Below are 14,740 nucleotides of genomic sequence, written 5' to 3' on the forward strand. Positions count from 1 at the left end.
AAAGATGATGGGAAATCAGCACAGCAGACGTAGTTTTCTGAAGAAGGCCGGATTTGTAACAGCAGGTGCTGCAGGTGCATCGACACTCGCCGCACCGGCGGTCCTTGCGCAAGAGCCGATCAAGTGGCGTTTGCAGACCTATGCGGGTGCTGCCCTTGGGCCTCACGTTACAAAACCCGCCGTCGACATGTTCAATGCCACGGCAAAGGGCGAGATGGAAATCGAACTCTATTATGCCGACCAATTGGTGCCTACGGGTGAACTGTTTCGCGCCATGCAGGCAGGCACGATCGATGCGGTTCATTCGGATGACGACTCGATGGCGGCCCCGGTCGATATTTCCGTGTTCGGTGGATATTTTCCCTTTGCGACCAAGCACATTCTCGACGTGCCTGTCCTGTTTCAGCAGTACGGCCTTGCCGACATCTGGCGCGACGCCTACGCCAAGGCGGGCGGCGTCGTCTGGCTGTCTGCTGCCGGGCAGGATCCCTGCCACTTCAATACCAAGAAGCCTCTGAATAGCCTTTCCGACCTGGAGGGCTTGCGTCTCTATACCTTCCCGACAGCCGGCAAATTCCTGGCGCAATTCGGGGTGGTTCCGGTTGTTCTACCTTATGAAGATGTGCAGGTGGCGGTGCAGACCGGCGAACTCGACGGCATGTCATGGTCGGGCATTACCGAGGATTACACAGTCGGCTGGGCCGATGTGACCGACAATTTCACCACCAATAATATCTCGGGTGCGTGGATCGGTTCATGGTTCGTCAACGAAAAGAGCTGGGCCGACATTCCAGACCATCTCAAGAAACTCTGGATGGCTTGTGTCGATGCCGGCCATACTTATCGCAACCAGTGGTACTGGGGCGGTGAGGCCAGGCTTCGCGCGACCGGCGACAAGCTGAAGTTGACGACGATCCCGGCCAAGGAATGGGATGAGGTCGAAAATGCGGCCTTGAAATTCTGGGACGAGATCGCGGCTGAAAGTGAGTTGCGCGCCAAGGTCGTGGGTATCTTCAAAGAGTATAACGCCAATCTGAGGAAGGCCGGCGGGGTCTACTCACAAGGCTGATCGGACTTGCCCGGGCGTGCGAAGATGCTTCGCTGCCCGGGCAATTCGCATATCAAACAAAGCGATATAACAATAGTGCCGCGCAGCGCGGTGGAGTGAATGAAATGGCCGGAAATATGGGCTTCGAAGACCTCAAGAAACTGGTTGCCAATGGCGACATCGATACCGTCCTGGCTTGTGCGGCGGATATGCAGGGGCGCTTGATCGGCAAGCGGTTTCTGGCACGCTTTTTCGTCGAATCCGCTCATGACGAGACGCATGGGTGCAACTATCTCCTGGCTGACGATATCGATATGGAACCGGTGCCCGGCTACAAGGCGGCAAGCTGGTCGAAAGGCTATGGCGATTTCGTGCTGAAGCCGGATCTGGCCACATTGCGCATCATACCGTGGCTGGAGAAGACGGCGCTGGTTTTGTGCGACGTGCTTGACCATCACACGCATTCCGACCTGCCGCATTCGCCGCGCGCCATATTGCGCAAGCAGGTCAAGCGTTTGCAGGAGCGCGGCTATCTCGCCTATTTTGCTTCAGAACTGGAATTTTATCTGTTTTCGGAAACCTATGCTTCGGCGCGTGCCAAGCACTGGCAGAACCTAGAAACGGCGTCACCCTATATCGGCGATTACCTGATTGGCATTACGACCAAGGAAGAAGGTTTCATGCGCCGACTGCGCAACGACATGGACGCTGCCGGTATTCCTATCGAAAACTCCAAGGGCGAGTGGGGGCCGGGCCAAGAAGAGATCAATGTGCGCTATGCCGAAGTGCTTGAGATGGCTGACCGCCATGTCATCTTGAAAAATGGCGCCAAGGAAATTGCCGATGCCGAGGGCAAGGCCATTTCGTTCATGTCGAAATATAATTACGGGCTTGCCGGAAATTCGAGCCATATCCACAATTCTCTATGGAGCGCTGACGGAAAGACACCGTTGTTTTACGACAAGAACGGCCCGTGGACACTTTCCGAACTGGGGCGGCAATGGGGGGCAGGGCAGCTCAAATATGCCAAGGAGTTCACGTGGTTCCTTGCGCCTTACATCAATTCCTACAAACGTTTTCAGGCAGGCACGTTTGCGCCGACCAAGATCATGTGGAGCGAGGACAATCGCACCGCAGGCTTCCGTCTATGCGGCGAGGGCACCAAGGGCATCCGCATGGAATGCAGGATCGGCGGCGCCGATCTTAACCCCTACCTTGCATTTGCGGCGCTGATTGCGGCGGGGCTCGCCGGTATCGACGAGAAGCTTGAATTGCAGCAGCCATTTGTCGGCGATGCCTATCAGGCGGCCAAATTGCCCGAAATTCCCAAGACGTTGCGTGATGCTACTGCGACAATGGCGAAATCGAAGATGCTGAAAGAGGCACTCGGTGAGGATGTCGTCGAGCATTATCTGCATACGGCGCGCTGGGAGCAGCTTGAATATGACCGACGCATTACTGACTGGGAACTGCATCGCGGTTTCGAGCGGTACTGAACACTTATTGACGCCCATATCCTTCGCAGGAAGGGCATCTCGAAAAAGGAAACCTACCCATGGCCGAGACGGTCAAACTCATATCTCCCATTGATGGTTCGATCTATGCGCAAAGGCCGCTAGCAACGGATCAGGCGGTCAATGGTGCCGTCGAAAATGCTCGGGCAGCGCAGGTTCAGTGGGCGCGGACATCTATTGCCGAGCGCGGGAAATACATGCTGGCCATGCTTGAGGCGCTGGTTGCGATGACCGATGAGGTCGTGCCGGAGATCGCGTGGCAAATGGGACGTCCGGTGCGTTATGGCGGTGAGTTTGGTGGCGTCAGGGAACGTGTCAGCTACATGGTCGAAATTGCGGAACAGGCATTGAAACCGGTGCCAGCATCGAACCCCATCAACGGCTTTCGGCGCTATGTCAAAAAAGACCCGCTCGGTGTGGTGATGGTGATCGCGCCGTGGAACTACCCGTATCTGACGGCTGTCAACACCATCGTCCCGGCATTGATGGCGGGATCGACGGTGATTTTAAAGCACGCTGCCCAGACCCTGCTGGTCGGAGAGCGCTTTGCCCAGGCGTTTGAAAAAGCCGGATTGCCAAAGCATGTTTTTCAAAACCTTGTGCTTAATCATGACCAGACCGAAAGGCTGCTTGGCTCAGGCAAGATCGACCATGTGAATTTTACCGGTTCGGTCGGTGGCGGACGGGCCATCGAGAAGGCTGCGGCAGGCACTTTCATGACGCTTGGGCTTGAACTTGGCGGCAAGGACCCGGCCTATGTTCTGGCCGATGCAAAACTTGACCAGGCGGTCGCCAGTCTGGTCGACGGTGCCTTTTTCAATTCCGGCCAATGTTGCTGCGGTATCGAGCGCGTTTATGTGCACGAGAAGGTCTACGACCAGTTTGTCGAAGGCTTCGTGGCCGAGACGAAGAATTACGTTGTCGGAAATCCGCTGGAGCAAGCGACGACGATGGGACCGATGGCGCATGTGCGGTTTGCCGATCTTATTCGCGAGCAGAAAGCCGAGGCATTGCGCAAGGGAGCGCGGACGCACATTGATATGAACGTCGCCAAAGATGCGCCCGGTTCGCCCTATCTTGCACCTGAAGTGCTGACCAATGTCGACCATCAAATGAGCGTCATGCGCGAAGAGAGCTTCGGGCCTATCGTCGGCATCATGAAAGTGCGCAACGACGAAGAGGCAATCGCACTGATGAATGACAGCCCCTACGGGCTGACAGCCTCGATCTGGACGCAGGATAGCGAGCATGCCGTAGCAATAGGCGACCGCGTGGAGACCGGAACGGTTTTCATGAACCGTTGCGACTATCTCGATCCGGCTCTGGTGTGGACGGGTGTCAAGGACACCGGAAAAGGCGCTGCTTTGTCGGCCATTGGCTATGACAATTTGACAAGGCCAAAGTCCTTTCATCTGCGCGAGAATCTATAATCCGCCGATTGCGCACACCCCAATTTGAACTGCCAGCAAACTCTCACCAATCCCTACTGAAAGACCATCCACATGTCTGAACTCATCTCGAAATGGAATTACCCCACAACAGTTCGTTTCGGTGCTGGCCGTATCAAGGAATTGCCCGATGTGCTGGAGGCGACAGGCATCAAACGCCCGTTGTTCGTGACTGATCCGGGGCTTGCGAAACTGCCTGTGGTCGCATCCACACTGAAAGTCCTCAGTGATGCGAATATCCCATACGGCGTGTTTTCCGACGTGAAGCCGAACCCGGTGGAATCGAATCTCAAGGCCGGTATTGCCGTGTTCAAGGATGGCAAGCACGACGGCGTTATCGCGTTTGGCGGCGGTTCGGCGCTGGATCTTGGAAAGCTGATTGCATTCCAGTCAGGCCAGACGCGCCCGGTGTGGGATTTCGAGGATGTCGGTGACTGGTGGATGCGTGCCAATTCGGATGCAATCGCGCCGATCATTGCCGTGCCGACCACGGCTGGAACTGGTTCGGAGGTTGGCCGGGCCGGTGTCATCACGAATGAGGAAACCCATACCAAGAAGGTTATCTTCCATCCGAAACTCCTGCCGGAAATCGTGATTGCCGATCCGGAATTGTCGGTTGGCATGCCCGGTTTCATTACTGCCGGCACTGGCATGGATGCACTTGCCCATTGCCTCGAAGCCTATTGCGCGCCCGGCTATCACCCGATGGCGGACGGTATTGCGGTGGAAGGTATTCGCCTCGTTTTTGAAAACCTGCCCAAAGCCTTTGCCGATGGCAGCGATTTGACGGCGCGCGCCCACATGATGAGTGCGGCGGCGATGGGGGCTGCGGCATTCCAGAAAGGACTAGGTGCGATCCACTCGCTGTCGCATCCGATTGGGGCTCTTTATGACACGCATCACGGCATGACGAATGCTGTGTTCATGCCCTATGTGCTTGCCTTCAATCGTGAGGCTATCGAGGGGCGTATCGAGCGTCTTGCAAGCTATTGCGGCATCGAAGGCGGTTTCGATGGTTTTACTGGTGCCATCAACAAGCTTCGGACGGAATTGAAGGTGCCGCACGCGCTTCCTGATCTGATAAAAGGGCTCGACATGGATGAAGAGCGCAAGAACCTGATTGCCGATATGGCAATCGTTGATCCGACCGCAGGCGGCAATCCAGTGAAATTGACAAAGAATGCAGCGCTAAATTTGCTCGAAAATGCCATTTCGGGATCGGTTTGACGTGAAAATCCGTGAAACTTTGTTCAAAAAGCGCGAAAGCGATTGAAATGAAGATCGAAAATATTTAGCCGGGAAAATATGCTTTGGCGATTGCTACCGCCGGTAAAAAAGAGTTAAATTTTCGTGCTGCGGCGGATCGGGTTCATTTGATTTTCATCTGACTGTCACACGAAGCCGATATCGCACCGCAGGCGTCCTATGGCGTCAGTTCAACGGAGAGAACCCATGTTCAAATTTGTAGGGAAAGTACTTTCCCTTTCGGCGGCCACCCTCTTGGTGACCTCTGCTATCTCGTCTGCTCAATCGATGGATGAATTGGTTGCTGCCGCCAAGGCGGAAGGACAGCTTACCACCATCGCCTTGCCGCATGACTGGTGCGGCTACGGTGCCGTCATCGATGCGTTCAAGACCAAATATCCGGAAATCACGGTCAACGAACTCAATCCCGATGCAGGCTCAGGTGACGAGATCGAGGCCATCAAGGCCAATAAGGACAATAAGGGACCGCAGGCTCCCGATGTCATCGATGTCGGCCTTTCATTCGGCCCTACAGCCAAGGCGGATGGCCTGTTGATGCCCTACAAGGTGTCGACCTGGGATTCGATCCCCGACAGCGCCAAGGATGCCGAAGGCTACTGGTACGGCGATTATTACGGCGTGCTGGCGATGATGGTGAACAAGGATCTGGTCAAGGACGCGCCGGCCGACTGGGCCGACCTGCTGAAGCCGGAATATGCCAACGCTGTGGCGCTCGCAGGCGATCCGCGTTCGTCCAACCAGGCAATTCAGGCGGTCTACGCTGCCGGGCTGTCGGCTGGTGCGGCTGCCGGTGAAGCCGCCGGAACGGCCGGGTTGGATTTCTTCAAGCAGCTCAACGCCTCCGGTAATTTCGTGCCGGTGATCGGTAAGCCGGCGACACTGGCACAAGGCCAGACGCCAATCCTGATCAACTGGGACTATAACGCGCTTGCCGGTCGCGATACGCTGAACGGCAATCCGCCGGTCGATGTTGTTGTACCGACGAACGGCGTCGTTGCCGGTGTTTACGTACAGGCGATCAGCGCCTATGCGCCGCATCCGAACGCCGCGAAGCTGTGGATGGAATATCTCTATTCGGACGAAGGACAGCTTGGCTGGCTCAAGGGCTATTGCCATCCTATCCGTTTCAACGATCTCGCCAAGAAGGGCGTGGTTCCGCAGGAGATGCTCGACAAGATGCCACCAGCGGCAGCTTACGAGAAGGCGGTATTCCCGTCGCTTGATGAGCAGGGAGCGGCAAAGGAAGCGATCACCAAGAATTGGGATTCGGTGGTTGGTGCCAACGTCCAATAAGTGACAGTGTACCCGGGCGGCCGTTTGCGGTCGCCCGGATTTTTAGCGCGAGATCCCTCCCATGAGTGACATTACCGCGGTCGAACCGGCAATCGTCAGGCGCGGACCAACGCAAAGCACCACCCCACCGCACGCCCGCGCCAGGTTCAGGTTTCCGACGCAGTGGCTCGGCGTGGCACCGTTCTTCATTTTCGTGCTGATGTTCCTGATCCTGCCGACGCTCTATCTGGTCGTAGGTGCGTTCCAGAACCCGGCGGGCGAACTCACTTTTGAAAATATTGCCGCTCTGTCGCAGCCGACAATCGTTGCGGCCTATTGGATATCAATCAAGATCAGCGTGGCTTCCTCGCTGATCGGCGCGTTTGGCGGTCTGGCCATTGCCATTGCCATCGTGCGCGGCGGCCTGCCAAGCTGGGTTCGAGCGGTGACGCTGACCTTCTCGGGCGTCGCCTCCAATTTCGCCGGCGTGCCGCTGGCCTTCGCCTTCCTCGCCACACTCGGTCGGCTTGGCCTGGTGACGGTGATCCTGAATACGGTGTTTGGCATCAACATCTATGCCCACGGCTTCAACATCCTGTCGTTCCTTGGCCTGACGCTTACCTATGCCTATTTCCAGATCCCGTTGATGGTGGTCATCATCGTGCCGGCAATCGACGGCATCAAGAAGGAGTGGGGCGAAGCCGCCGCGACACTTGGGGCCACCCAGGCGCAATATTGGCGCATGGTGGTGATCCCGGTTATCTGGCCGAGTTTTCTCGGCACGGTTATCCTTCTGTTCGCCAACGCCTTCGGCGCCATCGCTACTGCCTATGCACTGACCGGCTCCTCGCTCAACATCGTGCCTATACTGCTTTATGCGCAAATTCGTGGCGACGTGCTGCACAACGCCAATCTCGGCTATGCGCTGGCGTTCGGCATGATCTTCATCACGGGCATGGCCAATGTGTTCTACATCTGGTTTCGAATGCGCAGTGAACGGTGGCTCAAATGATGCGGCGTCTGATCCATTTGCTGCGTGAGGGGGCTGGTCATGAAATCCGGAAAGTTCTGGGCCTGGGTCGTCTTCGTGGTCGGCGCAGCCTATTTCTTCATTCCGTTGATAGGGACGGTTGAATTTTCGCTGCGTATGCGCCGCGGCGTCTATTCCCTGGACGCCTACAGGGTGGTGCTGGGTGACGAGCGTTTTCAGGCGACATTCGGCTATTCGGTGATTGTCGCCATCTTCACCATCATTCTTGGCGTGCTGATCGTTGTGCCGACGGCTTACTGGATCAGGTTGCGCCTGCCGCGATTGCGGCCGCTGGTCGAGTTCATCACGCTTTTGCCGCTCGTTGTGCCGGCTATCGTCATCGTTTTCGGTTATATCCGCATGTATGGCTCGAACTCGCCGCTGCCGTTTCTGAGCAGTGCGCGCGGCACCGACATATTGCTGATCATCGGTTATGCAACATTGTCGTTGCCCTATATGTATCGGGCCGTTGATACCGGGCTTCGCACCATCGATGTACGTACGCTGACAGAAGCGGCGCAGATTCTCGGTGCCGGCTGGACGACGATCATCGGTCGAATAATCCTGCCCAACGTACTGATAGCGGTGCTGTCGGGGGCCTTCATCACCTTCGCCATTGTGCTTGGCGAATTTACGCTGGCCAGCCTTCTAAACCGCCCGGCCTTCGGACCTTATCTTCAAAACGTCGGTGCAAACCGCGCTTACGAACCGGCAGCGCTTGCCATCATCGCCTTCGCCATTACCTGGGGCTGCATGTCGCTCATCCAGGTCTTGTCGCGTTTTGCGCCGAAATCGGCAAACCAGCCGGATTGAGAAAGTCCAGACTATGGCCGAACCGTTTCTCTCGATCCAGCATGTGCAAAAATCCTTCGGTACGACCAAGGTCGTCCAGGATTTCAACCTCGACGTTGCGCCAGGTGAGTTCGTTTCCTTTCTCGGGCCGTCCGGCTGCGGTAAAACGACCGTTCTGCGCATGGTTGCCGGCTTCGAGGACCCAAGTGCCGGCTCGATCCTCGTTGGTGGCAACGATATCACCCGCCTGAAGCCCAACCAGCGCAATGTCGGCATGGTGTTTCAGGCCTATGCCTTGTTTCCAAACCTGACGGTTGCGCAGAATGTCGCCTTCGGCCTGAAGGTTTCCGGCATGGCGAAGGCGGATATCGACCGGCGCGTGGCCGAGATGCTGGACATGATCAAGCTGCCGCAGTTTGGCGACCGCTATCCCTATCAGCTTTCGGGCGGCCAGCAGCAGCGCATAGCGCTAGCGCGCGCTTTGGCACCGAAGCCGAAACTGCTCTTGCTCGACGAACCGCTATCGGCGCTCGACGCCATGGTGCGGGTGTCGCTGCGCGAAGAAATCCGTTCGATCCAGAAGAAGCTCGGCATCACCACCATCTTTGTAACGCACGATCAGGAGGAGGCGTTGTCGATCTCGGATCGCATCGCCGTCATGCATGGTGGCAAGGCCGAGCAAGTTGGTACCCCGTTTGAAATTTACAATCGACCGACAACCAAGTTTGTCGCCAATTTTGTCGGGACGCTGAATGTCCTTGAAGGCACCGTCAGTGACGCGGGCACAGGCACGGTACGGATCGATACTGAAGAGTTCGCGCTGAAGACCAAGCTGAACGGCTCGAAAACAGGCGATACGGTGTCGCTGGCATTAAGACCGGAAGCCATTTCCCTGGGAAAGCGCCCGGGTAACGACGCAAGCCTTTCAGGCGAGATTACCGACGTGCATTTTCTGGGCTCGGTTATTCGTGTTCGCGTTGGTTTCGGTGAAAGCGTGGTGTCGCTTGACACTTTCAATAATCCGACATCACCACCTCCTGCCGTCGGTGAAAAAGCGGACATCAGTTTCTCTTCAGGCGACGTATTGGTTCTGCATTAAGCTTGGCGTGGCGTATTCATGAACCATCTTGTGTTCATTTCGGCAAACGTTTTTGGCTCTCTTTGCTTGGCACGGTTCGATATTTTCAGCGCTACATTGCAACCGCAACGGTGAAGCTGTACTGGCGTAACGGAAAATAAGCCGGATAATTAATGAAGTTGGCTGGCTGCGGCACCCGCTATGGTGCTGTTTTGGGCTGATGTGGCCCGGGTTGGTCGGCTCTTGATCGCGTTTGGTGCTTGTCGAAACACGCATTGGAACACCGATGCCGGTACTGTGAGTGTCGCTGAATGAGCCTGACTGTCTTTCTCGCGGTGCTTGCAGCGGCGCTCATGCATGCATTGTGGAATGCGTCCATCAAGATGCGGGGAGACCGTTTCGCCTCGATCTCGCTCATGTCGCTTGGTATGGCCTGTACCGCGTTGCCGATACTGCCTTTCGTCGAATTTCCAGGTGCGGCGGCTTGGCCATGGATCATTGCATCTGTCGTTATCCATATTGGCTATCGGCTTTTCCTGATCCGCGCCTATGAGGTCGGTGACCTGGCTCAGACATACCCACTGGCACGGGGCAGCGCGCCGCTGATTACCACCGTTGGGGGTATCTTTCTCGTCGGTGAGGTTCCCGGCGCGCTCGCCATTGCCGGCATCGTTCTTCTCTCAGCCGGGACTTTCTTGATGTCACTACGCGGCGGCGCTCAACTTGGAAAATTGAATGGCGCCGCTGTCGGCTTTGCTCTCGTGACCTCGATATTCATAGCGGGCTATACGCTTGCCGACGGCGTGGGCGCGAGAATAACCAGCACTGCTGCCAGTTACGCTGCCTGGTTGTTCTTTTGTGATGGCCTATGCGCCACTGCAATTGGCCTATTCTATCGCGGCAAAGGGTTGTTGACGACGCTGGCGGCGGAATGGAAAATAGGGCTTCTCACCGGGTTCCTCAGCGCAACCGCCTACGGGATTGCCATGTGGGCGATGACCAAGGCACCGATTGCCTCGGTCGCCAGTTTGCGCGAAACATCGATCCTGTTTGCCATGGCGATCTCGGTATTCGCGCTTGGCGAAAAGATGACAGCCTGGCGCTGTGTTGCTGCGCTTTCGATCGTGGCCGGCGTGATTGCGCTTCGAGTGGGGTAGAGCGCTCTTTGAAACAAATGTAAATTCAGGGGTTTGGATGGTGGGCGTGACAGGGATTGAACCTGTGACCCCTGCAATGTCAATGCAACGGCAATCCAGCAAATTCAAGGTGAAAGGATAGCACATGCTAGCAGCTGTGACCTTCCTAAATCAGCAATTTGCAACACTAGCAAAGCGGCAGCGTGTCAGTTGCGTGTCACCCTAGAAAAGCGAAACACCCGACGCTAATCGGCGCGATGTAATCATGGCGGACTGCTTAGGATGCGACGAGTAAGGATCAAGTCACGTTCGCCCTAGCTGTCACAACCGATTTTGCATGGGACGTATGATTAGCAAACCGTCATTCGTCTGTGATTGGGTGTTGAACGACGGCATATAGACCGCGCTCCTTCACGAAGGCGACCCCGACGCGATGACACCACACCGCATGACCGAGAGACTAAGAAACGTCTGGACTGAAAATCTCGCAATAGTATCACTGTCGCGCGCGCAGGAATTGCAATGGCGCGGCTCACCCACCTTGTGTCCACCCCTTGTCCGGGCACATTGTCTGGATAAGGAAGTAGACAAGGAGAATTTCGGACTGACTACGCCCGGCGCGCTAATAAAACCATAGGATTATTGACCGTTTGCGGGCCACAAAATGATGCCACATTGAGGCACGTGCTGGCGAGACGCGGTGCCCGCTGAATTTCTCCTTTTCCTAGCCCGGTTCTTAGCTAAAGTTCGTAGTGGGTTCGGATGATCCAGCCCCCTCCCGGCAAACAAGCCATGGAGGGCGACTTGAACGGACCAGAAATTGTTGTGTCGGTATTGGCCGACATCGAACGCGACATTCAACATCATCACCCAGAGCATCCAGCCAGCATTCCGGCGATAGTTTCACCGGGGGTCGCTGCCGCCCTGTTACAGAAATCCATAAGGCGCGGTCGAACTGATCTCGCGCTTGCCGCCGCAGCCCACTTTCTGAAAGGTGCGAAGGAACGGCTCTGGCGCAGGCTCGTCATCATCGCGGTCGAAGACATTGGCCTTGGCGACCTCGACGCGGTGTATCAGACTATTGCCGCTGCATCGCATCGACGGCGTCTGGAACAACGTTTTGGTGAGGACCGCCTTGCTGGCCTCATCATCGCCCGGCTGGCATCAGCAGCCAAATGCCGCGCCTGCGACGATCTATACGTCTCAACGGAAGACGTTCCGAGATGGCGCGAGGACAGGCTGGAACTTGCCGAACTACCCATGTGTGACCTGTACGATCTAATTGCAGCGGATGAGACGATAGAACGCCGCGCCATAGCGGTGCGCTACTTGATGGGAACTGACATGGTGACCAGCAGCAATTTGGAGAGACGTCGAGGGCGTCCACAGGCCCTGTTCGATATGTTGTGCGAGATTGCCCCACACAGCCTCGGCGAGATTGCACGCGAGGCATACCGTCTGACCCGCGAACCGTTCACTGCCTTCCTGCCATTGCTGCATCGGAAACTCGACGGCAGCGAGGCCGAACTTTGCACCGACCCATTTCCACCCGAGGAAAATATAGGCGGCGTGCCAAGCTGGGCGCTAGACGGCTTTAGCCGGGAAGGCCGCAGGGCGCTGGTACGCTTCCTCAACACAGATTGCGCTACCGCTCAATGGATACGGACGCATGTTGCATCGGGTGACCGGATGAACGTCTTGCGACATGCGCAATTCCGGGTCGAGGCGGGGCTTGTCGTGGATCGCATGATCTGGACGACAGGAGAACGGTTACGACGGTAAGCTGATTTCGATAGCTGGCCGTTTCCGCCCGAAGACGCCGCGACCCTGCTCACCCTGTTGCAGAGTGACGTCAACTTCCTGAATGACGCGCGGGAGGCGACCTATGGGCATTGAGCGCGTCGGCCACACCCAGCAGAAAATCGACGGTTCGGTAAAATGCGAGCCGTTGGTAAAATCGGAATTTAATCCGAGTGTCGGTATGCTTGATTGCACAGGATGGATGGCGACAAAGAAAGAAACATCCTGTGCAATCAATTGCACTGACCATCGTCGGACAGGTGCGCCTACATTCGAGCGAGAAGTACCTACCTCGCCATTTCCAGCCCTACCAGCGGCCATCAGAGAACTGGTCCATCATTCCCTTTCCGAGAACACGAGGCGCGGCTACCGTGCTGATATCGAGCACTACCAGGGCAGTGGTCGAACGATCCCCTCGACCCCAGAAATTGTGGCAACTTATCTTGCCGAGAGTGTCGGTCTCTGCGCCGTCGCCACCTTGCAGCACAGGCTGGCGGCTATTGCCAAGGCGCATGCTGCATTGGGGGCTGACGACCCGACCAAGAGCGAACTCGTTCAAGCCACGATGCGCGGCATTCGACGCACCCAGGGTGCCGCCCAGCGGCAGGCGCAGGCACTGCTCCGCGACGATCTATTCGCTGTGCTCGACCGGCTTGGCGACCGCCCGAAAGACATCAGGGATCGCGCCATGTTGTTGTTGGGTTACGCGCTTGCCGCCAGACGGTCCGAATTGGTGGCGCTCGATGTGGAGGAAGTCGAGTTCACGACCAAAGGTGCGCTCGTCACCATCCGGCGTAGCAAAACAGATCAAGAATGCCGAGGTAGGAAAGTCGCAGTGCCGTTCGGGCGGACCCGTCATTGCCCGATATCGGCATTACGGGACTGGCTCAATTTCGCCGGGATCGAAACCGGACCGATCTTCCTTGCCATGAACAAGCACGGCGACACCCTGAGCAGACGCATCTGCGGCGAGGCTGTCCGGCAGACGCTCAAGGCACGTCTCGCGGCGGTCGGTTACGATCCTAAGCCATTCTCGGCACACTCGCTTCGCAGCGGTCTGGTGACCTCCGCAGCAATGGCTGGTGCGTCCAGTTACAAGATTAGGCAGGTGACCGGCCACCGCACCGAGGCTGGCCTTGCGCCATACCTTCGGATAGTTGATCTGTTCGATGACGCAGCAGTGGCAAGGGTTTTGTAAAACTTTATTTTCCGTCAGAGGTTTAGCGCCACGGGCGACCAGAGCGGCCCTTTGCGTTCCTCGTCCTTCAAGCTGCCCGATCCAAAGTGGAAGCGCAGGCCCGCGAGGAAACTATGTGCATCTTGGCTGCCGAGCGTCGTCCCGCCGATTTCCGCCGTGCCACGGTCATACCGATAGCCTGCAAAAACAGAGACAGGCATCTGTTCGAAACGGTAATTGCCGATACCAGAAATGGAATAGACGTTTACGTTCCCGCCTTGGGCGCTGAAACGGTTGAGGCTTCCCTCTACGTCGAACCGGAGATTATCGGTAGCGTAAAGTCTCGTGCCGATCTTGCCGACAAGATGATTGGCGTTGAACCCAGTGTAGGATGCTCGACCAAAGCCAATTTGCCCATAAAGGGTGGCGACGTCCGTGTAGATTGCCGCTTCACCACCACCGACGACATCTGTGGCGTAGCTATCAGCGCCTACACTGGCGAGGACGTCTAGCACAGTGGAGCCAAACCGGGATGCTTGAACGAATGCACCAACCGCATATGCGTCAGGAACGCGATAGTAGGCGTGCGCAGCACCGACAAGCGCGTTAGTGTCCACATTCTTGACAGAAGTTCTACTATATGAGCCGTCGATCTGGATATTCCAGTTCGTGTCCATCTGAACGTTAGTTGTCCCGCGCAAGGCCCATGTTGTGCCGTGAAGGTCAAAGTTGTTCAGTTTGCCGTAGCCAAAGCTGCCTTCGGCGAAACCCGAGATCGTTTCGCTCCCCGAGGGTGCGTTTTCAGCCGCAGGGTTGTATCGCACCGGAGGCTCAAAAAGCACCCTATCCATATCGGCGGCTACCGCCCATGTCACTCCCGCAGAAAACAGTGCTGCAGCCGATATGCTTACCGTGTAAATTTTTCTCATGACCAACCCCTATCTGCTGATCATCGTAGACAGGTATGGTTAATCGGGAATTAATTTCAACCAGAACGCGCATTATTCAATCGGATCGACAGCAACTCAATTTGGTCAATATACATTATCTGTCATCAATCTCGGGACGCGGAGCCGTTCATCTTCCCACATGCAAGGCCAGCTGGCCCACACCGTTAGCTGGGCAGGACGCTCGTCGTCATAGCTGGCCGCGCCAAACGAAAAGCTGTCGGCTCAAGAA

12 protein-coding genes are annotated in these 14,740 nt (G+C 56.5%); 11 read left to right on the forward strand and 1 reads right to left on the reverse strand.

The features are described 5' to 3' along the window. The first annotated feature begins 7 nt into the window (after positions 1-7). From AC0L7S_RS11620 to AC0L7S_RS11670, 11 genes are all read left to right on the forward strand, one after another. Positions 8-1,069 (forward strand): TRAP transporter substrate-binding protein, encoded by a 1,062-nt coding sequence (locus AC0L7S_RS11620; protein WP_473471059.1) that lies wholly within the window; start codon positions 8-10, stop codon positions 1,067-1,069. 104 nt (positions 1,070-1,173) lie between these two features. After that, complete coding sequence (locus AC0L7S_RS11625) at positions 1,174-2,544, forward strand: glutamine synthetase family protein (RefSeq protein WP_473471061.1); 1,371 nt, start codon at positions 1,174-1,176, stop codon at positions 2,542-2,544. Positions 2,545-2,603: 59 nt separating this feature from the next. Then, complete coding sequence (locus tag AC0L7S_RS11630) at positions 2,604-3,992, forward strand: aldehyde dehydrogenase family protein (RefSeq protein ID WP_473471062.1); 1,389 nt, start codon at positions 2,604-2,606, stop codon at positions 3,990-3,992. A 72-nt stretch (positions 3,993-4,064) separates the two neighbouring features. After that, positions 4,065-5,237, forward strand: a complete 1,173-nt coding sequence (locus tag AC0L7S_RS11635; protein ID WP_473471064.1) for an iron-containing alcohol dehydrogenase — start codon at positions 4,065-4,067, stop codon at positions 5,235-5,237. A 225-nt stretch (positions 5,238-5,462) separates the two neighbouring features. Continuing rightward, entirely contained in the window at positions 5,463-6,569 is a 1,107-nt protein-coding gene (locus tag AC0L7S_RS11640) for an ABC transporter substrate-binding protein (protein ID WP_473471065.1), read from the forward strand. Between the two features lie 199 nt (positions 6,570-6,768). Beyond that, on the forward strand, positions 6,769-7,560 hold the full coding sequence (locus tag AC0L7S_RS11645) for an ABC transporter permease (RefSeq protein WP_473474272.1): 792 nt from the start codon (positions 6,769-6,771) through the stop codon (positions 7,558-7,560). A 39-nt stretch (positions 7,561-7,599) separates the two neighbouring features. Continuing rightward, positions 7,600-8,391 carry an ABC transporter permease gene (locus AC0L7S_RS11650; RefSeq protein WP_473471066.1) on the forward strand — a complete coding sequence of 264 codons (792 nt, stop codon included), beginning with the start codon at positions 7,600-7,602 and terminating at the stop codon, positions 8,389-8,391. A 13-nt stretch (positions 8,392-8,404) separates the two neighbouring features. Further along, positions 8,405-9,469 carry an ABC transporter ATP-binding protein gene (locus AC0L7S_RS11655; protein WP_473471068.1) on the forward strand — a complete coding sequence of 355 codons (1,065 nt, stop codon included), beginning with the start codon at positions 8,405-8,407 and terminating at the stop codon, positions 9,467-9,469. Between the two features lie 290 nt (positions 9,470-9,759). Beyond that, on the forward strand, positions 9,760-10,605 hold the full coding sequence (locus AC0L7S_RS11660; protein ID WP_473471069.1) for an EamA family transporter: 846 nt from the start codon (positions 9,760-9,762) through the stop codon (positions 10,603-10,605). A 783-nt stretch (positions 10,606-11,388) separates the two neighbouring features. Continuing rightward, positions 11,389-12,366: a hypothetical protein gene (locus AC0L7S_RS11665; protein WP_473471070.1), complete on the forward strand. Its 978-nt coding sequence runs from the start codon at positions 11,389-11,391 to the stop codon at positions 12,364-12,366. Between the two features lie 103 nt (positions 12,367-12,469). After that, positions 12,470-13,582, forward strand: a complete 1,113-nt coding sequence (locus AC0L7S_RS11670; protein WP_473471072.1) for a site-specific integrase — start codon at positions 12,470-12,472, stop codon at positions 13,580-13,582. Between the two features lie 14 nt (positions 13,583-13,596). Here AC0L7S_RS11670 and AC0L7S_RS11675 read toward each other — a convergent pair whose 3' ends face one another. Then, a complete protein-coding gene (locus AC0L7S_RS11675) occupies positions 13,597-14,490 on the reverse strand; it encodes a hypothetical protein (protein WP_473471073.1) in 894 nt (297 codons plus the stop codon). Positions 14,491-14,740 lie beyond the last annotated feature (250 nt).

Source organism: Mesorhizobium sp. G2-6-1 (assembly GCF_055809095.1).